Source organism: Thauera sedimentorum (genome assembly GCF_014489115.1).
Taxonomy (GTDB): domain Bacteria; phylum Pseudomonadota; class Gammaproteobacteria; order Burkholderiales; family Rhodocyclaceae; genus Pseudothauera; species Pseudothauera sedimentorum.
The window spans coordinates 2043770-2067456 of the sequence record NZ_JACTAH010000001.1 but is presented as its reverse complement, the minus strand read 5'-3'; the positions used below and the strand labels follow the sequence as shown (position 1 = coordinate 2067456).

The following is a 23687-nucleotide window of genomic DNA, read 5'->3' as shown; positions in this document are numbered from 1 at the left end:
CGCGGCATTTCAAGAGGGTGGAGGATAATTTTTCGTTATGCTTAACCCTTGGCGCTGGCAAGGGGCTCCGTGCCAGAATCACTTCTTCGACCTTGGACGGGTTCGCGCGCAGACATGGGCGACATTCCGCAGCAGATAGGCAAGTACCGCATCGTCCGCGAGATCGGCCGCGGCGCGACCGCCGTCGTCTATCTGGCGGAGAACCCGCACTATCCCGAGCCGGTGGCGGTCAAGCACGTGCGCTTTGCCGACCGCGCGAAGGACGAGGCCAAGTGGAACCGCCGCCTGATCAAGCTGCTGAAGGCCGAGAAGGCGGTGGCGACCCGTCTCGATCACCCGAACATCATCCGCATCTTCGACGCCGTGATCCAGCCGGACCAGGCCTACGTGGTCATGGAGTACTTTCCGGGCGAGTCGCTGGAGCGCTACTGCTCCTTCGAGCGCCTGCTGCCGGTGCACAGGGTGATCGGCATCGTCTTCAAGTGCTGCATGGCGCTCGACTACGCCTACCGCCACGGCATCGTGCATCGCGACATCAAGCCGGCCAACATCCTGGTCGACGACAAGGACAACGTGAAGATCACCGACTTCGGCCTGGCGCTGAATGTCGACAAGAAGATCGAGTCGGACTCCACCTTCATCATGGGCGTCGGTTCGCCGGCCTACATGAGTCCCGAGCAGATCAAGAACTACCCGCTCAACCAGAAGACCGACCTGTACTCGCTCGGCGTGGTGCTGTTCCACATGCTGACCGGGCGGCTGCCCTTCCGCGCGGGCAATCCGGCGCAACTGATCTACAAGATCATCAATGCCGACCCGCCCTCGGTCTCGCAACTCAACCCGGACGTCCCCGAGCAGATGGACGCGGTGATCCGCAAGGCCCTGGAGAAGGACCTGTACTCGCGCTACAAGAACGGTGCCGAGTTCGCCAAGGATCTCTCCGCGGTGCGCTACAAGATCATCGACGACAGCTACGTGCCGCCGGACACCAGCCGTTTTTCGGTGCTGCGCAAGCTGGGATTCTTCACCGAGTTCGACGATATCGAGGTGTGGGAGGTGCTGCGCATCAGTGCCTGGCGCAAGGTGGACGAGTTCACCACCCTGATGCGCGAAGGAGACGCGGACCAGCGCTTCGGGCTGCTGCTCGAGGGCGAGATCGAGCTATCGGTGAGTGACCGCAAGCTCATGACCCTGGAGCCCGGCGAAGTGTTCGGTGAAACCGCGTGGCTGGACCAGCGCGACCACCGCCAGCGCCTGAGCGTGGTGAGCACCAGGCCGTGCACCTACCTGGAGATCAACCCCGCGGCCCTTGCCCTGGCAACCGACGAGGTGCGCGAGAAGTTCCGCGCGCAGTTGTCCACGGTGGTCATCGACCGCCTGACCGGCCTGTCCAAGCGGGTGGGAGAGACGGCAGAAAAGGCGACGCGCGGCAACTACACCGCCACCGGCGGCCTGGACCTGCAACTGGTCGAAGACTGAGAACGTGCAGAATGGATCTGCTGCGCGGGCCGATGGAGGCCTTGCGCGGCGTTCAGACGCTCAGGTCGATCTGGCTGAGCGTACCGGCGCTGCCGTCTTCGCGCAGATAGACGCCGGAGCTGCGCATCATGCCCAGCGTGTCGTTGGCGGCGCCGCGCAGGTCGAACGGCGTGGCCACACGTCCCAGGTAGAGCGCGCCCACGCCGGCTGCGGCCAGGGTCTGCACGTTGCCGTCGCCCTCGGCGGCAGGCTGCCAGACGCGCAGTTGACCGAAGGCCGCGTCGCTCTCGTCGATCCAGCCATTGCCGTCGTCGTCCAGCGCCGCGAGCTCGGCGAAGCCGTCGCCCGACAGCGGGCCGAAGAGTTCGCTGCCGTCGTCGATCCGTCCGTTGTCGTTGCGATCGAAGGCAAGGAAGCCGCGGCCGCCGGCCAGCAGGGGCACTTCGTCGGCCTGGCCGTCGGCGTCCAGGTCGAAGCTGAAGCGCAGGTCCGAGAGCGCGCCGGCCGGACCGCCGAAATCGAACACCAGCGGGTCCTTGAGACGGGCATCACCCGCGCGCACGCTGACGCTGTGGGTTTCCACGTAGCTGCGTTCCATCTCGAGGGACAGCTCGAAGGCGATCTCGCGGCCGTCGGCGGTCCGCACCGTGCCGCTGGCCTGGAAGCTCAGCTGCTCGTGTTCGGCGTAGGTCTCGCTGTAGTCGTACTCGATGCCAAAGCCGGCACGCGCCGGACCGTTGCCGCTGGCCTGCGCGCCCTGGACCTGGCTGGTCGATGCTGCGGCGTCCGCCTCGGCGCGGGCGCGGCCGCGGGCGAATTCGGCCATGTCGAACAGGCGCATCGGACGGCCGGTGAAGAACTCGATCATGCGCGCCAGCAATTGCAGGCGCGGGTCGCCCTGGCCGGCCTCGTCGGCCGCCTCGGCGGCGTCTGCCGCCTGAGCGGCGAGGGCTTCGGCCGAGAGCCTGACCTGTGGCGCCACCGCCTGCGCGACGACGCGGGCTGCGTTGGCGGCGGGTTCGGGACGCGCGCCGGGGCGCCGTTCGCCGACCCATGCGGTGAGGCGTTCCGAAGACTCGAAGCGAGTCGTCGAAAGGTGTTCCGCCTGCATCTGTACGCTGGCCGCCGCGATCTTCATGGCCGTCTCCGAGGTTGAACCTGCCCGGAGGTATTAACGGCCGGTGGGCGGAAATCTTGAGTGCCCGATTGCAGGACGGCTCGGTGCCGTCCTGCGTCATCGCTTCAGTCGCGCCGGCCGACGACGATGCGCACCCGGCGGTCGCGCGGATCTCCCAGCGCGAGGCCGACCAGCCAGGTCAGCAGGCTGTAGAGCAGGGCGCTCCAGAAGGCGGTCCAGAAGTCGGCCACGTGCACGCCGCTCACCAGCGCAGCCACGCCCCAGAACAGGAAGGCGTTGATCACCAGGGTGAACAGGCCCAGGGTGAGCACGGTGATCGGCAGGGTGATGAGGATCAGGATGGGGCGCACCAGCGCGTTGATCAGCCCGAGCAGCAGCGCGGTGAGCAGCGCCGCGGTCCAGCTCTCCACCCGCAGGCCGTCGATCAGTTCCGGCAGCAGCATCAGCGCCACCGCGTTGAGGGCGATCTGCAGCAGCAGGCGCAGCCGCGGGCCCATCAACGCTGCGCCCCGAGTTCCCTGGCGCGCTGCCGGCTGCGCTCCAGCGCCTGTGGATCGGGCTCCGGCAGTTCCAGCCAGTTGCCCAGGTGCGCGCGGGTGATGCGGCACAGCGCATCGATCCAGGCGTCGTTCTCGTTGAGGCAGGGGATGTACTCGAACTGCTGGCCGCCGGCGCCGATGAAGGCGGTGCGGCATTCCATGGCGATCTCTTCCAGGGTTTCCAGGCAGTCGGCGACGAAACCGGGGCACATGACGTCCACCCGCTGCGTGCCCCCGGCCGCCATGGCCTCGAGCGTGGGCTGGGTGTAGGGCTTGAGCCATTCGGCCTTGCCGAAGCGCGACTGGAAGGTGACCAGTACGCGCTCGGCCGGCAGCCCGAGCGCCTCGCCGACCAGGCGGGCGGTCTTGTGGCACTCGCAATGGTAGGGGTCGCCCAGGTCGAGCGAGCGGCGCGGCACGCCGTGGAAGCTCATCACCAGCTTGTCGCCCTCGCCGGACCGGACCCAGTGGTCGCGCACGCTCTGGGCCAGCGCCCCAATGTAGCCCGGGTCGTCATGGAAGCTGCGCACGTAGCGGATCTCGGGCAGGTTGCGCCAGCCGAGCAGGCAGCGCGCGACCTCGTCCATCACGCTGGCGGTGGTGCTGGCCGCGTACTGCGGGTACATCGGCACCACCAGGATGCGGGTGCAGTTGGCGGCGCGCAGGCGCTCCAGGGCCTCGGGAATCGACGGGCTGCCGTAGCGCATCGCCCAGTCCACCCGGACGCCGTGTGCGCCGGACTGGCCGAGGTAGCCGGCCAGCAGCTTGGCCTGCTTCTCGGTGTGCACCTTCAGCGGCGAACCCTCCGGCAGCCACACGCTGGCGTATTTCTCGGCGGACTTCTTCGGCCGGGTGTTGAGGATGATGCCGTTGAGGATGGGCCACCACAGCGCGCGCGGGATCTCCACCACCCGCGGATCGGAGAGGAACTGCTTCAGATAGGGGCGCAGCGCCGCCGCAGTGGGCGCGGTGGGGGTGCCGAGATTGACCAGCAGTACCGCGGTGCGTGCGGGCGTGCCGTGGGTGTAGGGCGGTTCGGGCCGGTAGCGGGCCATGGGAGTCCTTGTGGAATGGGTCAGTCGCGGGTCGACAGTGCGTTGGAGAGCAGGCGGGCGGTGATGTCGACAATGGGGATCACCCGGTCGTAGGCCATCCGCGTGGGGCCGATGACGCCGACCGAGCCGACCACCTGACCGTCGACCTCGTAGGGGGCGGTGATCACGCTGCAGCCGTCGAGCGGCGCCAGGCCGGATTCGCCGCCGATGAAGATCTGCACGCCCTCGGCGCGGTTGGACAGGTCGAGCAGTTGCAGCAGGCCGGTGCGCTTCTCGAACATCTTGAACAGTTCGCGCAGGCGGACCATGTTGGACGACAGGTCTTCCACGTCCAGCAGGTTGGTTTCGCCCGAGATCACGTAGCTGGCCGCGGTCTCCGCGGTGGCCTCGGTGCCGGCTTCCACCGCCGCGGCCATCAGCTCGCTCATGTCGCTGCTCAGTTGCTTGAGCTCTTCCTGCACGCGGCTGCGGATTTCTTCGAAGGCGAGGCCGGCGAAGTGCTCGTTGAGATAGCTCGCAGCGCCGGTCAGCTCGTTGCTGCTGTAGGGCCGGCGGGTGAGCAGGATGCGGTTCTGCACGTCGCCCGCGGTGGTGACGATGATCAGCAGGATGCGGGTTTCGGACAGGCTGATGAACTCGATCTGGCGGATGCGCACCGCCTCGCGGCGCGGGGCGACCACCACGCCGGCGAACTGGGTGAGTTCGGACAGCAGGTGTGAGGCCGAGCTGATCAGGCGCTGTGGCTGGTCGGGCTGCAACTGGCCGCGCAAGGCGCTGATGCGCGACTTGTCCAGCGGCTGCACGGTGAGCAGCGAGTCGACGAAGAAGCGGTAGCCGCGCGCGGTGGGGATGCGGCCGGCCGAGGTATGCGGGCTGGCGATGAAGCCCATCTCCTCCAGGTCGCTCATGACGTTGCGCACCGTGGCCGGCGACAGTTCGAGGCCTGAATAACGCGACAGCGCCCGCGAGCCGACCGGCTGGCCTTCGGCGATGTAGCGTTCGATCAGCGTCTTGAGGAGGATCTGCGAGCGGGCGTCTAGCGTGTTCATGGCGGAGGCAAATATAGCGCGGATCGGGCCCCGGTGCAGCGCGCTGCCGGGCGCCGGGCGGATGTGGTTTAATCGCGTTCCATGAGCCAGCGCTTTCGCACCGTTGCCCTGATCGGCAAGTACCAGAGCCCAGACGTGGCCGAATCCGTGTCGCGCCTGGCCGAGTTCCTGCGCGAACGCGGGCTTGTGGTGTTGATCGAGCAGGGCACCGCGAGTTCGATCGGCATGGGGGGCGGCGAGTTTCCGCCGGCCACCTACGACGAGATCGGCGCGCGCGCCGATCTTGCGGTGGTGCTCGGCGGCGATGGCACCATGCTCAACACCGCGCGCCGGCTGGCCGAGCACGAGGTGCCGCTGGTCGGCGTCAACCAGGGGCGGCTGGGCTTTCTCACCGACGTGGCGCGCGAGGACGCGACCGAGCGCATCGGCGAGATCCTCGACGGGCGCTACACTGCCGAGTCCCGCTTCATGCTCGACGCCGAGATCCTGCGTGGCGGCCAGCGCGTGTTCCAGACCCTGGCGCTCAACGACGTGGTGATCAACAAGGGCGACCTCGGGCGCATGATCGAGTTCGACGTGGCGATAGACGGCGAGTTCGTCTACACCCAGCGTTCGGACGGCATGATCGTCAGCACCCCTACCGGGTCCACCGCCTACGCGCTGTCGTCCAACGGCCCCATCCTGCATCCCAGCGTCGGCGGCATCGCCATCGTGCCGCTATGCCCGCATGCGCTCACCGCCCGCCCGGTGACCCTGCCGGACACCTGCCGTATCGAGATCAATCTCCTGCCGCCGCACGACGCGCGCGTGCATTTCGACGGCCAGGCGCGCTTCGATGCGCGTGCCGGCGACTGCATGCGCATCACGCGTTCCGCGCTGCAGGTCCGCCTGCTGCACCCCGAGGGCTACAGCTACTTCGCCATGCTGCGCGAGAAACTGCACTGGAGTGCGGTTCCGCGCCACACCTGACATCAGCGTCCACCATGCTGCGCCGCCTGACCATACGCGATTTCGTCATCGTCGACCGCCTGGAGCTCGATTTCGAGGCCGGCTTCGGCGCCCTCACCGGCGAGACCGGTGCGGGCAAGTCCATTCTGCTCGACGCGCTCGGCCTGGCGCTGGGCGACCGTGCCGATGCCGCCGCGGTACGCACCGGGCGCGAGCGCGCGGAAGTGTGCGCCGAGTTCGATCTGCCGCCCGACGGGCCGCTCGCCGCCTGGCTTGCCGAGCAGGCCCTGGAGGTCGAGGACGGGGCGCTCATCCTGCGCCGCGTGGTGGAGGCGGGCGGGCGTTCGCGGGCCTGGTTGAACGGCACCCCGGTCACCCTGGCGCAGCTGCGCGAGGCCGGCGAGTGGCTGTGCGACATCCACGGCCAGCATGCCCATCACGCCCTCTTGCGTGCCGACGCGCAGCGGGCGCTGCTCGACGCCCACGCGGGGGCCGCCGAGGCGGTGGCCGAGGTGGCGGCGCGCTACCGCGACTGGCGGCAGGCGGTCGAGCGGCGCGAGCGTGCCGAGCACGACAGCGCCGCCTCCGAGCGCGAGCGCGAGCTGCTCGCCTGGCAGGTGCGCGAGCTCGAGGAGCTGGCTTTCGACGCCGACGAGTGGCAGGAGCTGAACCAGGAACACGCGCGCCTCGCACATGCCGCGGGGCTGATGTCCGGCGCCGACGAGGTGCTCGTCGCCCTGGGCGACGGCGAACTGGCCGCAGCCCCCATGCTCGCCAGCCTGGGCAACAAGGTCGGCGAGATGGCCGGCATCGACGCATCGCTCGAAGAGGTGCGCAGCCTGCTGGCCGACGCCGCCATCCAGGCGGACGAGGCCTTGCATGCGCTGCGCCGCTATCGCGATCGGCTGGACCTCGACCCCGAGCGCCTGGCCGAGGTGGAGGGCCGCATTGCTGCGGTGACCGATCTTGCGCGCAAGCATCGCGCAGCGCCCGAAGCGTTGCCCGCCCTGCTGGCGGACTGGCGCAGGCGGCTGGAAGAGTTGAGCGCCAGCGCCGACCCGGCCCGACTGGCGGAGCAGGAAGCCGCCGCGCGCAAGGCCTACGAAACCGCCGCACGGCAACTCGGCGCGTTACGCCGTCCGGCCGCAGCTGCGCTCTCTGCCGAGGTGAGCGAGGCCATGCAGACGCTGGCGATGGCCGGCGGGCGCTTCGAGGCGTCGCTCATCCCTCTGCCGGACGGTTCGGCGCATGGCGACGAGACGGTGGAGTTCCTGGTGGCGGCCAACCCGAGCCAGCCGCTGCGCCCGCTGGCCAAGGTGGCCTCCGGTGGCGAGTTGTCGCGCATCGGCCTGGCGATCCAGGTGATGACCAGCCGCGACTCTGCCACGCCGACGCTGATCTTCGACGAGGTCGATGTCGGCATCGGTGGTGGGGTGGCCGAGATCGTCGGCAAGCTCCTGCATCGCCTGGGGCGCGAGCGCCAGGTGCTGTGCGTGACCCACCTGCCACAGGTGGCCGCGTGCGCGGACTGGCAGTGGAACATCGCCAAGGCCGAGCAGGGCGGCGAGGTGCTCAGCCGCGTTTCGGTGCTCGATCAGGGCGCGCGGGTGGAAGAGATTGCCCGCATGCTGGGCGGGGTGAACATCACCGAGACCACCCGCCGGCATGCCGCGGAGATGCTCGGCGCGGACTGAGCACGCGGCAAGCCGTTTTCGACCGGCCCGGGCTGCGGGCCAAGGTCGTGTTTACTCGCCGTTGCCCCCGCGGTTGGGGCAGTTCTCCTTGATGCATTCGGCGTACAGGTAGAGGGCGTGGTCCTTCATCTTGAAGCCGCGCTCCTCGGCTACCGCGTTCTGCCGGCGCTCGATCTCCGGATCGAAGAATTCCTCGACCTTGCCGCACTGCAGGCAGACCAGATGGTCGTGGTGCCCGCCTTCGTGCAGCTCGAAGACCGCCTTGCCCGACTCGAAGTAGTGCCGCTCGAGCAGGCCGGCCTGCTCGAACTGCGTCAGTACGCGATAGACGGTGGCCAGGCCGATGTCCATGCCTTCGCTCATCAGCAGGCGATAGACGTCTTCGGCCGTGAGATGGCGCTGCTCGGAGGTCTGAAACAGGTCAAGTATCTTCAGGCGCGGATAGGTGGCCTTGAGACCGATGCTTTTGAGGCTTTGTGAGTTTTCGGACATGATTGCCTGTCGGGGAGTGGCAGGAAACGGCGCAGCCGCGCTTGCGAACCGCTGTGGCCGAGCCCGCCTATGATATATTTTTTGCCCTGACCTGAGAACGATGCGCCGATCGGCGTGCCAACCAAGACACCACTCATGCGCCTTCCGCACATTACGGCACTGATTGCCGCGCTCGGCCTGCTGGCCGGTTGTTCATTCGGAACCATCACGGACCGCATCAACCCGTATCGCATCGATGTCCGCCAGGGCAACTACGTGGACCAGGAAATGGTCGCGCAGTTGCGTCGCGGCATGACTCGCGAACAGGTGCGTTTCGTGCTCGGTACGCCGCTGGTGGTCGACATGTTCCGCAACGACCGCTGGGACTACGTCTATCTGTTCACCAAGGGGCATGGCGAGCCCGAGCAGCGGGTCATCTCGGTGTTCTTCGAGGGCGACGCGCTCGATCGCGTGGCGGGCGACGTCCAGGCCGGCGATCCGCAGGCGGAGGTGCAGGCCCAGCGTGGCGAACGCAGCCGGGTGATCGAGATCGAGGCGCCGGTCGAGGACTGAGTGGCGCGCCCTGCGCGCAGACAGCAAGGATTACTGATGAGTCAATTGCGTATTGCCATTGCCGGGGCGTCCGGCAGGATGGGGCGGATGCTGATCGAAGCGGTGCTGAAGGACGGCGAGGCCGTCCTTGCCTCGGCCTTCGACCGCCCCGGGACGCCCTTCGTCGGCCGCGATGCCGGCGAGATGGTCGGCGTGGCCAGCGGAGTCGCCATTGGTGACGACGCCCGTGCTGCGATCGCCGCCTGCGACTGCCTGATCGACTTCACCCGTCCGGAGGGCACGCTCGCCCATCTGGCACTGGCCCGCGAGCTCGGCAAGGCGATGGTGATTGGCACCACCGGCCTCGATGCGGCCGGCAAGCAGGTGATTGCCGAGGCGGCGCGCGACATTCCCGTGGTGTTCGCGCCCAACATGGCGGTCGGCGTGAATGCGGTGTTCAAGCTGCTCGAGGTCGCCGCGCGCATCCTCAACGACGGCTACGACGTCGAGGTGATCGAGGCGCATCACCGCTTCAAGGTCGATGCACCCTCGGGCACCGCGCTGCGCATGGGCGAGGTGGTCGCACGCGAACTCGGCCGCGACCTCGACGAATGCGCGATCTACGGCCGCGAAGGCGTTACCGGCGAGCGCAAGGCCGAGACCATCGGCTTCTCCACCATCCGCGGTGGCGACGTGGTGGGCGACCACACCGTGCTGTTTGCCGGCATCGGCGAGCGCATCGAGATCACCCACAAGTCGGGCAGCCGCATGCCCTACGCGCTCGGTTCGCTGCGCGCGGCGCGCTTCCTGGCCGGGCGCAAGGCCGGTCTGTTCGACATGCAGGACGTCCTGGGTCTGCGTTGAACCATGAGCGAGCTGCCGGACCTGCCCACGGATCCGGTAGCCTTGCGCGCGCTGCTTGCGTCGCTATGCGACGAGCGTGATCGCGCGCTTGCCGAGCTGGCCGACTCCCGCGCACGTCTCGACCTTGCGTTGCGCTATGCCGGCGGCGGCCTGTGGGACTGGCGCCTGAGTACGAACGAGATCGAGGTCGATGCCCACTGGTATGCCTTGTTCGGCTATGCCGAGGACGAGATCGGCCGGCGGCCGGAGGCCTGGCTGCCGCTGATTCATCCGGTGGATCTCGGTGCTGCGCAGGCCTTGCTGCGTGGCCACCTGCGTGGCGATCTTCCCCGTTTCGAATGCGAGTTCCGCGTGCGCACGCGGGCGGACGCCTGGCAGTGGATCCAGGTTCGTGGCTGCGCCGAAGAGCGCGGCGCGGACGGGCGCTGGCAACGCCTGGCCGGCGTGTGGCGTGACGTGACCGATGCCAAGCACAAGGAACTCGAGTTGCTGCAGGCCAAGGAGGCGGCCGAGGCGGCCAGCCGGGCAAAGGGCGACTTTCTCGCCAACATGAGCCACGAGATCCGCACGCCGATGAACGGCATCCTCGGCATGACCGAGCTGCTGCTCGATTCGGGCCCGGACGCCGAGCAGCGCGACTACCTGCAGACGGTCAAGTCCTCGGCGGAAGCGCTGCTCACCATCATCAATGACGTGCTTGACTTCTCCAAGATCGAGGCCGGCAAGCTCAACCTGGAGTACATCGATTTTGCCCCGGCGTCGGTGGTCGGCGAGACGGTCAAGTCGCTGGCGCTGCGCGGGCACCAGAAGGGCCTGGAGCTCTATTGCCATCTCGCTGACGATGTGCCGGCGGTGCTGCGCGGCGACCCGGGGCGTATTCGCCAGGTGCTGCTCAATCTGGTGGGCAACGCCATCAAGTTCACCGAAGCGGGGGAGATCGAGGTGGCGGTGACCGTCGCCCGGCGGGATGGCGCCGAGACGGAGCTTTGCATTGCCGTGCGCGACACCGGCATCGGTATTCCGGATGACAAGCTGGATGACATATTCGGGGCCTTCTCCCAGGCCGACACCTCGACCACCCGCAAGTACGGCGGCACCGGGCTGGGGCTGGCGATTTGCCGGCATCTCGTCGGCCTGATGGGTGGCCGGCTGACCGTCAGCAGCCGCGAGGGCTACGGCAGCACCTTCAGTTTCACGGCACGTCTGGAAGCGATCGCCGAGCCGCAGCGACTCGAGGCGCAGGACCTGCAGGGCAGGCGGATCCTGGTCGGTGCGGTCAATCCGGCCTTCGGCGCTCAGCTGGCAGACGAGTTGTGCGGCCTGGGGTTGCGGGCAGAGGCGCTGAGCGAGGGACAGGCCGTTGTCGACGCGCTCGCGGCGGCGCAGCAGGGCAATGACCCGGTGGATTTCGTCCTCATGGATGCCGCCATGCCCGAGCCTGGAGGATTTGCGCTGGCTGCGCGTTACCGGGAATCGACGACATGGCTTGAGCGCATCGTCATGATGCTTGCCAGCCACTCGATGCGCGATGACCTCGCGCGTTGCCGGGAGCTTGGCCTGACGTCCCGGCTCGCCAAGCCCTTCGGGATCGGCGACGTGGTCGAGGCGCTGAGGATTGCCTGCAACGGGGCCGAGGACGAGGTCGACGAGCACAGCTTCCTCCAGTTCGATCCGGATCTCGGCAGGACGGTGCTTGAGCAGGAGGCCGGTCTCGGGCAGTCGCTGGCCGTGCTGCTGGTCGAGGACAATCCGGTCAATCAGACCGTGGCCTCCCGCATCCTGGAGCGTGCCGGGCATCGGGTGACCGTCGTGAACAACGGCCAGGAGGCGGTCGAGATCCTCGAGGACGGCCAGTTCGACGTGGTGCTGATGGATGTGCAGATGCCGGTGATGGGGGGCATCGAGGCCACCCAGGCCATCCGGGCACGCGAGGCGCGGCGCAGCTGGGCGATGTCCGGGCGTTGGCAGTCGGTGCCCATCATCGCCATGACCGCTCATGCCATGGAAGGCGACCGCACCCGTTGCCTCGAGGCTGGCATGGACGACTACGTGACCAAGCCGATACAGCCCTCGGCGCTGTTCGGTGCGATACACCGCGTGTGCAGCCGGCACGACGAGATGGTCGCATCGCTGGACGAGGCGGCGGATGCAACCCTGCTCGAACCTGCCGGGTCGCCGGCGCAGTCCGACGAAGTGGCCAACTTGGCGCATACGCGGGCCTTGCTGGGGGGTGACGAAGAGGCGGTTGGGCAGTTGCTGCAGCTGTTCTTCCGAGACCTGGGAGCCAACATCGCCGCGCTGCGGAGCGCCGGGGAGGTGTGCGACCAGCGCCGCCTCTACGAGCTGGCGCACGCCATGAAGGGGTCGGTCGGCATCTTCGGGGCCGGGCGTGCGGAGAAGGCGGCGCGGCGGCTGGAAGAAGTCTCCCGCGACGGCGACGGCAGCGGGTGTGCGGACGCCCTTTCCGCGTTGATCCGCGAGATGAATCTGCTGGCGAACAACCTGCGCCAGCATCTGCACGGCGGGTGAGCGGGAGCGAGAGGGCGTTCATCCGGTCCGTCCGTTGGGGGCAGCCGCCCGGTGGGCTTGGCTCGACACCTCGCCGCGTTGCCTACGGCTCGGCAAAACAATATAATCTCAAGGATTTGAAGCGGGATTGGCCGGTGGGTCCGTCCCGTTTTTTCACGTATGGGCCAGACGTGCTCCGGGCTTCCGGTGCCTTCGGTCCACCCCAAATTCCGCCTGTATCCAGGAGTATCTCGTGACTGCTTTCCCGCCCGCCCTTCTCGCGCTTGCCGACGGGACGGTCTTCCACGGCAAGGGCATCGGTGCGGCAGGCAGCACGGTCGGCGAGGTGGTGTTCAACACCTCCATGTCGGGTTATCAGGAGATCCTGACCGACCCCAGCTATTGCCGCCAGATCGTTACGCTGACCTATCCGCACATCGGCAACACCGGTGTGAACCGTGAGGACGTGGAAGCCGGCCGGGTGCACGCCGCCGGCCTGGTGATCCGCGACCTGCCCATCCTGCCCTCGAATTTCCGCATGGACCAGACGCTCGATGCCTATCTCAAGGCCGAGAACGTGGTGGCCATCGCCGGCATCGACACCCGCCGCCTGACCCGCGTGCTGCGCGAGAAGGGTGCGCAGGCCGGCTGCATCGTCACCGGCGCGGTAGGCGAGGTGCTCGACGCCGAGGCGGCCGTGGCCCAGGCGCGCGCCTTCCCCGGGCTGGCCGGCATGGACCTGGCCAAGGTGGTGAGCGCGCCGGCGGCCTTCCCCTGGAAAGAGGGCGAGTGGGTGCTGGGCGAAGGCTATGTGCCGCAGGCCGACGGCCGTCATCATGTGGTGGCCTACGATTTCGGCGTCAAGCGCAACATCCTGCGCATGCTCGCCAGCCGCGGCTGCCGCCTGACCGTGGTGCCGGCGCAGACTCCGGCCAAGGACGTGCTGGCGCTCAAGCCCGACGGCGTGTTCCTCTCCAACGGCCCCGGCGACCCGGAGCCCTGCGACTACGCCATCGCCGCGATCCGCGAGATCCTCGACGCCCGCGTGCCGACCTTCGGCATCTGCCTCGGCCACCAGCTGCTCGCGCTGGCCTCGGGTGCGAAGACCATGAAGATGAAGTTCGGCCACCACGGCGCGAACCACCCGGTCAAGGACATGGATACCGGCCAGGTGCTGATCACCAGCCAGAACCACGGCTTCGCGGTCGACCCGGCCAGCATGCCGGACAACCTGCGGATCACCCACGTGTCGCTGTTCGACGGCTCCAACCAGGGCATCGCCCGCACCGACGTGCCGGCCTTCTCCTTCCAGGGACACCCGGAAGCCAGCCCCGGCCCGCACGACGTGTCCTATCTCTTCGACCGCTTCGTGCAACTGATCGAAGCGGCCAAGTAAGACTGCACCCCGGCGGGCCACGGCCCGCCGTCACCGATTTGAGACTACGGCAATGCCCAAGCGTACAGACATCCAGTCCATCCTGATCATCGGCGCCGGCCCGATCATCATCGGCCAGGCCTGCGAGTTCGACTACTCAGGTGCCCAGGCCTGCAAGGCGCTGCGCGAGGAAGGCTACAAGGTCATCCTGGTGAACTCCAACCCGGCCACCATCATGACCGACCCGGGCACCGCGGACGTGACCTACATCGAGCCCATCACCTGGCAGGTGGTCGAGCGCATCATCGAGAAGGAACGTCCGGACGCCATCCTGCCGACCATGGGCGGCCAGACCGCGCTCAACTGCGCGCTCGACCTGGGCCGCAACGGTGTGCTGGCGAAGTACGGCGTGGAACTGATCGGCGCCTCCGAAGAGGCCATCGACAAGGCCGAGGACCGCCTCAAGTTCAAGGATGCGATGACCAAGATCGGCCTCGGCTCGGCGCGTTCGGGCATCGCCCACAGCATGGAAGAGGCGCTGCAGGTGCAGGGCGGCATCGGCTTCCCGGTGATCATCCGCCCGAGCTTCACGCTGGGCGGCACCGGCGGCGGCATCGCCTACAACATGGAAGAGTTCCATGAGATCTGCAAGCGCGGTCTCGAGGCCAGCCCGACCAACGAGCTGCTGATCGAGGAATCGCTGCTCGGCTGGAAGGAATACGAGATGGAAGTCGTGCGCGACCGCGCCGACAACTGCATCATCGTGTGCTCGATCGAGAACCTCGATCCGATGGGCGTGCACACCGGCGACTCGATCACCGTCGCCCCGTCGCAGACGCTCACCGACAAGGAATACCAGATCCTGCGCAACGCCTCGATCGCGGTGCTGCGCGAGATCGGCGTGGATACCGGCGGCTCCAACGTGCAGTTCGCCATCAATCCGAAGGACGGTCGCATGATCGTCATCGAGATGAACCCGCGCGTGTCGCGTTCCTCGGCGCTGGCCTCCAAGGCCACCGGCTTCCCGATCGCCAAGGTCGCGGCCAAGCTGGCGGTGGGCTATACGCTGGACGAGCTGAAGAACGACATCACCGGCGGCGCCACCCCGGCGTCCTTCGAGCCCTCGATCGACTACGTCGTCACCAAGATCCCGCGCTTCGCCTTCGAGAAGTTCCCGCAGGCCAACGACCGCCTGACCACCCAGATGAAGTCGGTGGGCGAGGTGATGGCCATGGGCCGCACGTTCCAGGAATCCTTCCAGAAGGCCCTGCGCGGCCTGGAAGTGGGGGCCTACGGTCTGGACGAGGTCGAGACCGATCGAGAGGACCTGGAGCACGAGCTTGTCAACCCGGGTGCGCAGCGCATCTGGTACGTCGGCCAGGCCTTCCGCGAGGGCTATACCCAGGAGCAGGTGTTCGCCCTGACCAAGATCGACCCCTGGTTCCTCGCCCAGATCGAGGACATCGTCCTCACCGAGAAGGCGCTCACCGGCCGTTCGCTGAAGGCCATCCAGGCGGCCGAACTGCGCGCGCTCAAGCAGAAGGGTTTCTCCGACCGCCGTCTGGCCAAGCTGCTCGGCACCGACGAAACCGCGGTGCGCCTGCATCGCCACACCCTGGGCGTGCGCCCGGTGTTCAAGCGGGTTGATACCTGTGCGGCCGAGTTCGCCACCTCCACCGCCTACATGTATTCCTCCTACGAGGAAGAGTGCGAGGCGCACCCGACCGACAAGAAGAAGATCATGGTGCTGGGCGGCGGTCCGAACCGCATCGGCCAGGGCATCGAGTTCGACTACTGCTGCGTGCACGCGGCGCTGGCGCTGCGCGAGGACGGGTACGAGACCATCATGGTCAACTGCAACCCGGAAACCGTGTCCACCGACTACGACACCTCCGACCGCCTGTACTTCGAGCCGATCACCCTGGAGGACATCCTCGAGATCGTGCACATCGAGAAGCCGGTCGGCGTGATCGTGCAGTTCGGCGGGCAGACCCCGCTCAAGCGCGCCCGTGCCCTGGAAGAGAACGGCGTGCCCATCATCGGCACCAGCCCGGACATGATCGACGCCGCCGAAGACCGCGAGCGCTTCCAGAAGCTGCTCACCGACCTCGGCCTCAAGCAGCCGCCCAACCGCACCGCGCGCACCCCGGAAGAGGCGGTGCGCCTGGCTGCCGAGATCGGCTACCCGCTGGTGGTGCGGCCAAGCTACGTGCTGGGCGGCCGCGCGATGGAGATCGTGCACGAGCAGAAGGACCTCGAGCGCTACATGCGCGAAGCGGTCAAGGTGTCCAATGAATCGCCGGTGCTGCTCGACCGCTTCCTCAACGACGCCACCGAGGTTGACGTCGATGCGCTGTCCGACGGCCAGCAGGTCATCATCGGCGGCATCATGGAGCACATCGAACAGGCTGGCGTGCACTCGGGCGACTCCGCCTGCTCGCTGCCGCCCTACACCCTGTCGGCCGCGCTGCAGGACGAACTGCGCCGCCAGACCGAAGCGATGGCCCGTGCGCTCAACGTGTGCGGCCTGATGAACGTGCAGTTCGCCATCCAGGGCGAGGGCGACAACGCCGTGGTGTACGTGCTGGAAGTGAACCCGCGTGCTTCGCGCACCGTGCCCTTCGTTTCCAAGGCCTGCTCGCTGCCGCTGGCCAAGGTCGCCGCGCGCTGCATGGCCGGCCAGAGCCTGGCCAGCCAGGGCGTTACCGGCGAAATCGTGCCGCCGTACTACTCGGTCAAGGAAGCAGTGTTCCCGTTCGTGAAGTTCCCGGGCGTGGACACCATCCTCGGGCCCGAGATGAAGTCCACCGGCGAGGTCATGGGCGTGGGCCGCAGCTTTGCCGAAGCCTTCGTCAAGAGCCAGATTGCCGCCAGCGTGCGCCTGCCGGAAACCGGCCTGGTGTTCATCAGCGTCAAGCCCACCGACCGCCCGGCTGCGGTCGAGGTGGCGCGCGAGCTGCATGACCTCGGCTTCCGCCTGGTCGCCACCCGCGGCACCGCCGGCGCGATCGAGGCGGCCGGCATTCCGGTCGCGGTGGTGAACAAGGTCACCGAGGGACGCCCGCACATCGTGGACATGATCAAGAACGAGGAGATCTGCCTGGTGATCAACACGGTGGAGGAAAAGCGTCAGGCGATCACCGACTCGCGCTCCATCCGCACCAGCGCGCTCGCCGCCAAGGTCACGGTGTACACCACCATCGAGGGCGCGCGCGCGGCCTGCATGGGCATGCGCCACCTGGCCGGCCTGGAAGTGTATTCCGTGCAGTCGCTGCACGCCGAACTGAAGCAAGCCTGATGAACAAGACGCCACTCACCGTCGCCGGCGCCGAGATGCTGCGCGCCGAACTGCACCGCATGAAGACCGTGGAGCGCCCCAACGTGATCGCCGCGATCGCCGAGGCGCGCTCGCACGGCGACCTGTCCGAGAACGCCGAGTACGAAGCCGCCAAGGACCGCCAGGGCTTCATCGAGGGCCGCATCATGGAGCTCGAAGGCAAGCTGGCCAGCGCGCAGATCATCGATCCCGCGCTGCTCGATGCCGACGGCCGCTGCGTGTTCGGCGCCACCGTCGAACTGGAGGACATGGATTCCGGCCAGACCGTGACCTATCAGATCGTCGGCGACGACGAGGCCGACATCAAGCTGGGCAAGATCTCCATCAGCTCGCCGATCGCCCGTGCGCTGATCGGCAAGTACGCCGGCGACATCGCCGAGGTGCAGGCCCCGGGGGGCGTGCGCGAGTACGAGATCGTGGACGTCCGCTACGTCTGAGGCGGGCAGGACCGGCATGCGCCGTCTGGCGGACTACGCCTTCTTGCTTGCGCTCACGCTGTGGGTGGGCGCGCTGTGGGTGGTGGGTTACCTGGTGGCGCCGACGCTGTTCGCCATGATCGGCGACCGCGTACTGGCCGGCAATGTAGCCGGCCGCCTGTTCGCCAGCGTGGGCTGGATCGGCGTGGCCTGCGCCGGCTACCTGCTGCTGTTTCTGGCGCTGCGGCAGGGCTGGGCGGCGTTTCGTGGCTGGGTGTTCTGGCTGGTCGTGCTGATGCTGGCGGCGAGCCTGGCGATCCTGTTCGGGATACAGCCATTGATGGCGCAGCTCAAGGCGGAAGCCTGGCCGCGCGAGGTGATGGACAGCGCGCTGCGCGACCGCTTCGCCACCTGGCATGGCGTGTCCAGCGTGCTCTACCTGGTGCAGAGCGTGGCCGGACTGGTGCTGCTGGTCGCGCCGCGCCGGGTGCTGCGCTGAGCGCCTTACTTCTTGCGGGTCGACGGCGCGGCCGGTTTGTAGCGACCGCCGGGGGCGCCGCGGGTCTTGCGGTTCTTGGCCTGCGCGGCCTGGGTCAGCGCGGCGCGGCGCGCGGCGGCTGCGAACCCTGCGGCGGACTTCGCGGTCGACGGGCGCGCGGCGCGGCCGGTCTTGGCGGCCGGCGCGGCGGCAGCACGTTCTTCCTCGCGGCGCTCGCGCCACACGATCAGGATGTTGCCGATGTGCTGGACCGGTGCTGCGCCGAGCGCGGTGCACAGCTCTTTCATCAGCGCGTCGCGTTCGTCGCGCTCGGTGCCGTAGACGCGGACCTTGATCAGTTCATGGGCCTGCAGCGCGCGCTCGATCTCGGCCAGTACGGCCGGGCTCAGGCCGTTGGACGCAACGCTGGCGACCGGGCTCAGGTGGTGGGCGCGGGCGCGCAGGTCGCGGCGTTGCGCGGGGGTGAGTTCGCTCATCTGTATTCTCGATTCTGCTCGCCGGCGGTGCCGGTGAATTGCGCGGAACCCGCGGGGTTCCGCACCGATTAGTGGCGAAGCCCCCGCCAGTCGGCCGGGGGCTTCGATTGTTGCGGATTCTACTCCGATCTATTGCGATGAAGCGAACCAAGACCAGCAAGGCCTGGATGCAGGAACATGTGAACGACACCTTCGTGCAACAGGCAAAGGCGCGCGGCTATCGCTCGCGGGCGGCGTTCAAGCTCGCCGAGATCGACGACCGTGACCGCCTGCTGCGCCCCGGCGCGGTGGTGGTGGACCTGGGCGCTGCGCCGGGCTCGTGGAGCCAGGTCGCGGTGCAGCGCATCGGGGCCAAGGGGCGGGTGTTCGCGCTCGACCTGCTGCCGGTCGAACCTATCCCCGGGGTCGAGTTCCTGCAGGGCGATTTCACCGACGATGCGGTGGCAGAACAGTTCGAGGCCAGCCTGCAGGGTGCGGCGGTGGACCTTGTAATGTCGGACATGGCCCCCAACATGTCTGGCGTGCCCACGGTGGACCAGGCGCGCTCCATCCATCTGTGCGAACTGGCACTGGATTTTGCCGCGCGGCATCTGAAGCCGGGCGGCAATATCGTGGTGAAGGTATTCCAGGGCGAGGGCTTCGACGAGCTGCGCCGGCAGATGCAGGAGGTGTTCCGCAGCGTGCAGGTGCGCAAGCCGAAGGCCTCGCGCGATCGCAGCGCCGAGGTGTACCTGCTCGGAACCGGGCGCAAGTAGCCGCTTTCCGCCGTTCTGTAATTGTTATTGTTGATCGTCCCGATTGGTTTGCCGGCGGGAACGTTCGCCACTAGAATGGGTCAATCTTGCGCTGGCCCCAGTCGGGCTTTCGAGGAAATACGTTGAACAATCTCTTCAAGAATCTTGCCATCTGGATGGTGATCGGCGTCGTGCTGATGACGGTCTTCAACCAGTTCAACGAGCGCCAGGTGTCTCCGAACACCATGGAGTACTCGCAATTCATGGAGGAGGCCAAGGCTGGCCGGGTCTCCAAGGTCACTGTGGACGGCCGCACGCTGCGTGCGTCGACCCAGGATGGCCGCTCGATCACGGTATATACCCCGGGTGTGCAGGATATCTGGATGGTGTCGGACCTGATGCGCTACGGCGTCACGGTCAATGCCTCCAAGCCCGAAGAGGAACAGGGCTTCCTAGCCAGCATCTTCATCTCCTGGTTCCCGATGCTGCTGCTGATCGGCGTGTGGATCTTCTTCATGCGCCAGATGCAGGGCGGCGGCAAGGGCGGGGCGTTCTCCTTCGGCAAGAGCAAGGCGCGCATGCTGGACGAGTCCGCCAACTCGATCACCTTCGCCGACGTCGCCGGTTGCGACGAGGCCAAGGAAGAAGTGTCCGAGCTGGTCGAGTTCCTGCGTGACCCGTCCAAGTTCCAGAAGCTCGGCGGGCGCATCCCGAAGGGCGTGCTGATGGTCGGCTCGCCCGGTACCGGCAAGACCCTGCTCGCCAAGGCGATCGCCGGCGAGGCCAAGGTGCCGTTCTTCTCGATCTCCGGTTCGGATTTCGTCGAGATGTTCGTCGGCGTCGGCGCGGCGCGCGTGCGCGACATGTTCGAGCAGGCCAAGAAGCACGCGCCGTGCATCATCTTCATCGACGAGATCGACGCGGTCGGCCGCCAGCGTGGCGCCGGCCTGGGCGGCGGCAACGACGAGCGCGAGCAGACCCTGAACCAGCTGCTGGTGGAAATGGACGGCTTCGAGGGCGCCGCCGGCGTGATCGTCATCGCCGCCACCAACCGCCCCGACGTGCTCGACCCGGCGCTGCTGCGCCCGGGCCGCTTCGACCGCCAGGTGGTGGTGCCGCTGCCGGACATCCGCGGCCGCGAGCAGATCCTCAAGGTTCACATGCGCAAGGTGCCGATCGCCCCGGACGTCGATCCGCATGTGCTGGCGCGCGGCACGCCCGGCTTTGCCGGTGCCGACCTGGCCAACCTGGTCAATGAGGCCGCGCTGTTCGCCGCCCGCGCCAACAAGCGTCTGGTGGACATGGACGACTTCGAGCGTGCCAAGGACAAGATCATGATGGGCGCCGAGCGCCGCTCAGTGGTCATGCCGGAGGAAGAGCGCCGCAACACCGCCTACCACGAGTCCGGCCATGCGGTGGTCGCCAAGCTGCTCGACAAGACCGATCCGGTGCACAAGGTCACCATCATCCCGCGCGGCCGCGCGCTGGGCGTGACCATGCAGCTGCCGGCCGAGGACCGCTACAGCCAGGACCGCGACCGCCTGCTGCAGATGATCGCGGTGCTGTTCGGCGGGCGGATCGCCGAAGAGATCTTCATGAAGCAGATGACCACCGGCGCCTCCAACGACTTCCAGCGTGCCACCGATCTGGCGCGTCGCATGGTCACCCAGTGGGGCATGTCCGACACGCTCGGCCCCATGGTGTATGGCGAGGAGGAAGGCGAGATCTTCCTCGGCCGCCAGGTCACCACCCACCGCAACGTGTCCGAGAGCACCATGCAGAAGGTCGATGCGGAGATCCGTCGCATCATCGACCAGCAGTACAGCCTGGCGCGCAACCTGATCGAGACGCACAGCGACAAGGTCGAGACCATGGCCCACGCGCTGCTCGAGTGGGAAACGCTGGACGCCGACCAGGTGAACGACATCATGGAGGGCAAGCCGCCGCGTCCGCCCAAGCCGGCTTCGGTGCCGGTCAAGCCGTCCTCCGACGACGGCACCGGCCAGCAGCCCAACGCTCCGGCGCCGGCTGCCTGATCCCGATCTCACTGCATCGACCCGCGGGCCGGCCTTTGCCGGCCCGTTTGCATTCCAAGGAGCCAAGATGAGCCTGCTGCGCTGCGGCCGTTTCCAGCTGGACCTGTCCCGCCCGCGGGTGATGGCCATCGTCAATCTCACCCCGGATTCGTTCTCCGGCGACGGGGTGGGCAGCGACCTGGCCGCCGCGCTGGCACGCGCGGAAGCGGCGCTCGAGGCGGGCGCCGACATTCTGGACCTGGGCGCGGAGTCCACCCGTCCGGGCTCGGACCCGGTGCCCGAGGCGGTGGAGATCGCCCGCATCGTGCCGGTGGTGCGCGCGCTGGCCGATTGGCGCGTGCCGATCTCGGTCGATACCTTGAAGCCCGCGGTGATGCGTGCCGCCCTGGAGGCGGGCGCGGACCTCATCAACGACGTCAATGGCTTCCGCGCCCCCGGTGCGGTGGAGGCGGTGCGCGATGGCGATACCGCGCTGTGCGTGATGCACATGCAGGGCGAACCGCGCACCATGCAGGCCGATCCGCAGTACCGTGACGTGGTGGGCGAGGTGGCCGCATTCCTCGACGAACGGGTGGCGATCCTGTGCGCCGCCGGCGTGGCCCGCGAGCGCATCGTGCTCGATCCCGGCTTCGGTTTCGGCAAGACCCTGGCTCACAATCTCACGCTGTTCGCCCACATGGACCGGCTCGGGTCCGCCGGCCTGCCGGTGCTGGCCGGGGTGTCGCGCAAGTCCATGCTCGGTGCCATCACCGGCAGGCCGGTGGACCAGCGGCTTGGGGCTAGTGTGGCCGCGGCACTGCTTGCGGTGCAGAAGGGCGCGCGCATCGTGCGGGTGCACGACGTGGCCGATACCGTGGATGCGCTCAAGGTGCTGGAAGCGGTGCAATTGGCCGCCTGAACCTGCACCGCTCCCCGGTAGGAGCGGCCTTGGCCGCGATGCGGTGGCTGTTCGTCCACAGGCCGTATTACGGCCAAGGCCGCCACCACACGTCAGATGTCGAGGGGCGGCGCCATGCCGCCCCAGCTTGCTGCCATAATTCCGGCTTTGCAGCGATTCGCACTGGAGTCAGGATGGGACGCAAGTATTTCGGCACCGACGGGGTGCGCGGCCGGGTAGGGGAGACGCCGATCACGCCCGATTTCGTCATGCGCCTGGGCTATGCGGCCGGCGTCACCCTGGTGGCGCGCGAGCATCTGCCCCACGGTGAGCATCCGGCGGTGCTGATCGGCAAGGACACACGCATCTCCGGCTACATGCTGGAAGCCGCGCTCGAGGCAGGCTTCGCCGCGGCCGGCGTCGACGTCATGCTGGCCGGCCCGGTGCCCACGCCGGCGGTGGCCTATCTCACCCGCGCGCTGCGCCTGCAGGCCGGGGTGGTGATCTCCGCCTCGCACAACCCGTATTTCGACAACGGCATCAAGTTCTTCTCGGCCGGCGGCGCCAAGCTGCCGGACGCGGTCGAAGCGGAGATCGAGGCGCGCCTGGAGCAGCCCATGGGTTGCGCGGATTCGGCGCGCCTGGGCAAGGCCCGTCGCATCGACGACGCGGCCGGGCGCTATATCGAGTTCTGCAAGAGCACCTTCCCCAACGAGCTGGACCTGCGCGGCCTGCGCATCGCGCTGGACTGCGCGCACGGCGCGGCCTATCACATCGCGCCGGCGGTGTTTCACGAGCTGGGCGCCGAGGTGCTGCCGGTAGGCGTGGAACCCAACGGGCTGAACATCAACGACGGCGTCGGCGCCACGCGTCCGGAGAACCTGCGCAAGACCGTGCTGGCGGAGAACGCCGACCTGGGGATCGCGCTGGACGGCGACGGCGACCGCCTGATCATGGTGGACCGCAATGGCGAGATCTACGACGGTGACAAGCTGATCTACGTGATCGCCGGCGCGCGCCACGCGGAAGGCCGGCTGGACGGCGTGGTCGGCACGCTGATGAGCAACCTGGGCTTCGAACATGCGGTGGGCCGGCTCGGCGTGCCCTTCGCGCGCGCCAAGGTGGGCGACCGCTACGTGCTGGAGCAACTGCACGAGCGCGGCTGGAAGCTGGGCGGCGAGAACTCCGGCCACATCATCTGCCTGGACCGCCACACCACCGGCGACGGCATCGTCTCCGCGCTGCAGGTGCTGGCCGCCCTTCGCCAGCGGGGCTGCACGCTGGCCGAAGCCTGCGCGGACCTGGTGTTCTACCCCCAGCGGCTGATCAACGTGCGCCTGCCGGCCGGCTTCGACTGGCAGGCCGATCGCGGCATCGCCGCCGCGCGCCAGGCTGCGGAGGCCGAACTGGGCGATGGTGGCCGGGTGCTGCTGCGCCCTTCGGGTACCGAGCCGCTGCTGCGCGTGATGGTGGAGGGCCGTGACGGCGAGCAGGTCGAGCGCCTGGCGAATGCGATCGCCGGCGCGGTGCGCGAGTCGGTGGAGTAGTTCCTCAGCCCGTGGATGCGCCGCAGTGGCGGCGCCCCGGGGCGTTCAGGGCAGGGGATTGTGACAGGGCGTCGTGACATGTTTCGTGACGTT

20 protein-coding genes are annotated in these 23687 nt (G+C 67.9%); 14 read left to right on the top strand and 6 right to left on the bottom strand.

The annotated features are described in order from the left end of the window. Nucleotides 1-114: 114 nt before the first annotated feature. A complete protein-coding gene (locus IAI53_RS09465) occupies nucleotides 115-1479 on the top strand; it encodes a serine/threonine-protein kinase (protein ID WP_187717843.1) in 1365 nt (454 codons plus the stop codon). A 52-nt stretch (nucleotides 1480-1531) separates the two neighbouring features. Here IAI53_RS09465 and IAI53_RS09460 read toward each other — a convergent pair whose 3' ends face one another. The 4 genes from IAI53_RS09460 to hrcA all read right to left on the bottom strand — a co-directional run bounded on the left by IAI53_RS09460 (nucleotide 1532) and on the right by hrcA (nucleotide 5260). Next, nucleotides 1532-2617 carry an SPM autocatalytic domain-containing protein gene (locus IAI53_RS09460; RefSeq protein ID WP_187717842.1) on the bottom strand — a complete coding sequence of 362 codons (1086 nt, stop codon included), beginning with the start codon at nucleotides 2615-2617 and terminating at the stop codon, nucleotides 1532-1534. A gap of 104 nt (nucleotides 2618-2721) precedes the next feature. Then, the gene (locus IAI53_RS09455) at nucleotides 2722-3114 is read right to left on the bottom strand and encodes a phage holin family protein (RefSeq protein WP_187717841.1); all 393 of its coding nucleotides are present in this window, start codon (nucleotides 3112-3114) and stop codon (nucleotides 2722-2724) included. Then, nucleotides 3114-4211, bottom strand: coding sequence for a ferrochelatase (gene hemH, locus IAI53_RS09450; protein WP_187717840.1), 1098 nt, complete (start codon nucleotides 4209-4211; stop codon nucleotides 3114-3116). The genes IAI53_RS09455 and hemH overlap by 1 nt, the downstream gene beginning before the upstream one ends. A gap of 20 nt (nucleotides 4212-4231) precedes the next feature. Further along, a complete protein-coding gene (hrcA, locus tag IAI53_RS09445) occupies nucleotides 4232-5260 on the bottom strand; it encodes a heat-inducible transcriptional repressor HrcA (protein ID WP_187717839.1) in 1029 nt (342 codons plus the stop codon). A gap of 81 nt (nucleotides 5261-5341) precedes the next feature. On the opposite strand from hrcA, the gene IAI53_RS09440 reads away from it, so the two are divergent. Next, complete coding sequence (locus IAI53_RS09440; RefSeq protein WP_187717838.1) at nucleotides 5342-6229, top strand: NAD kinase; 888 nt, start codon at nucleotides 5342-5344, stop codon at nucleotides 6227-6229. A gap of 14 nt (nucleotides 6230-6243) precedes the next feature. Next, nucleotides 6244-7902 carry a DNA repair protein RecN gene (gene recN / locus IAI53_RS09435; protein WP_187717837.1) on the top strand — a complete coding sequence of 553 codons (1659 nt, stop codon included), beginning with the start codon at nucleotides 6244-6246 and terminating at the stop codon, nucleotides 7900-7902. A gap of 51 nt (nucleotides 7903-7953) precedes the next feature. Here the strand turns inward: recN and fur are convergent, their stop codons facing one another. Then, entirely contained in the window at nucleotides 7954-8394 is a 441-nt protein-coding gene (fur, locus tag IAI53_RS09430; protein ID WP_187717836.1) for a ferric iron uptake transcriptional regulator, read from the bottom strand. 135 nt (nucleotides 8395-8529) lie between these two features. Between fur and IAI53_RS09425 the strand changes: the two genes are divergently transcribed. The 7 genes from IAI53_RS09425 to IAI53_RS09395 all read left to right on the top strand — a co-directional run bounded on the left by IAI53_RS09425 (nucleotide 8530) and on the right by IAI53_RS09395 (nucleotide 17924). Then, nucleotides 8530-8946 carry an outer membrane protein assembly factor BamE gene (locus IAI53_RS09425; protein WP_187717835.1) on the top strand — a complete coding sequence of 139 codons (417 nt, stop codon included), beginning with the start codon at nucleotides 8530-8532 and terminating at the stop codon, nucleotides 8944-8946. A 36-nt stretch (nucleotides 8947-8982) separates the two neighbouring features. Then, entirely contained in the window at nucleotides 8983-9789 is an 807-nt protein-coding gene (gene dapB, locus IAI53_RS09420; RefSeq protein ID WP_187717834.1) for a 4-hydroxy-tetrahydrodipicolinate reductase, read from the top strand. Between the two features lie 3 nt (nucleotides 9790-9792). Continuing rightward, complete coding sequence (locus tag IAI53_RS09415) at nucleotides 9793-12318, top strand: response regulator (protein ID WP_187717833.1); 2526 nt, start codon at nucleotides 9793-9795, stop codon at nucleotides 12316-12318. 232 nt (nucleotides 12319-12550) lie between these two features. After that, nucleotides 12551-13693: a glutamine-hydrolyzing carbamoyl-phosphate synthase small subunit gene (gene carA / locus IAI53_RS09410; RefSeq protein WP_187717832.1), complete on the top strand. Its 1143-nt coding sequence runs from the start codon at nucleotides 12551-12553 to the stop codon at nucleotides 13691-13693. A 52-nt stretch (nucleotides 13694-13745) separates the two neighbouring features. Further along, complete coding sequence (gene carB, locus IAI53_RS09405; RefSeq protein WP_187717831.1) at nucleotides 13746-16970, top strand: carbamoyl-phosphate synthase large subunit; 3225 nt, start codon at nucleotides 13746-13748, stop codon at nucleotides 16968-16970. After that, nucleotides 16970-17446: a transcription elongation factor GreA gene (gene greA / locus IAI53_RS09400; protein WP_187717830.1), complete on the top strand. Its 477-nt coding sequence runs from the start codon at nucleotides 16970-16972 to the stop codon at nucleotides 17444-17446. The genes carB and greA overlap by 1 nt, the downstream gene beginning before the upstream one ends. Nucleotides 17447-17462: 16 nt before the next feature. After that, complete coding sequence (locus tag IAI53_RS09395) at nucleotides 17463-17924, top strand: DUF4149 domain-containing protein (protein ID WP_187717829.1); 462 nt, start codon at nucleotides 17463-17465, stop codon at nucleotides 17922-17924. 5 nt (nucleotides 17925-17929) lie between these two features. Here the strand turns inward: IAI53_RS09395 and IAI53_RS09390 are convergent, their stop codons facing one another. Then, entirely contained in the window at nucleotides 17930-18400 is a 471-nt protein-coding gene (locus tag IAI53_RS09390) for a YhbY family RNA-binding protein (protein ID WP_187717828.1), read from the bottom strand. A gap of 137 nt (nucleotides 18401-18537) precedes the next feature. Here IAI53_RS09390 and rlmE point away from each other — a divergent pair, with 137 nt between their 5' ends. The 4 genes from rlmE (at nucleotide 18538) to glmM (ending at nucleotide 23594) form a co-directional block, all read left to right on the top strand. Further along, nucleotides 18538-19155, top strand: coding sequence for a 23S rRNA (uridine(2552)-2'-O)-methyltransferase RlmE (rlmE, locus tag IAI53_RS09385; protein ID WP_187717827.1), 618 nt, complete (start codon nucleotides 18538-18540; stop codon nucleotides 19153-19155). Nucleotides 19156-19277: 122 nt separating this feature from the next. Next, nucleotides 19278-21170, top strand: coding sequence for an ATP-dependent zinc metalloprotease FtsH (gene ftsH / locus IAI53_RS09380; RefSeq protein ID WP_187717826.1), 1893 nt, complete (start codon nucleotides 19278-19280; stop codon nucleotides 21168-21170). Nucleotides 21171-21237: 67 nt separating this feature from the next. Then, nucleotides 21238-22068, top strand: a complete 831-nt coding sequence (gene folP / locus IAI53_RS09375; RefSeq protein ID WP_187717825.1) for a dihydropteroate synthase — start codon at nucleotides 21238-21240, stop codon at nucleotides 22066-22068. A gap of 173 nt (nucleotides 22069-22241) precedes the next feature. Then, on the top strand, nucleotides 22242-23594 hold the full coding sequence (gene glmM / locus IAI53_RS09370; protein WP_187717824.1) for a phosphoglucosamine mutase: 1353 nt from the start codon (nucleotides 22242-22244) through the stop codon (nucleotides 23592-23594). The last annotated feature ends 93 nt before the right edge of the window (nucleotides 23595-23687 follow it).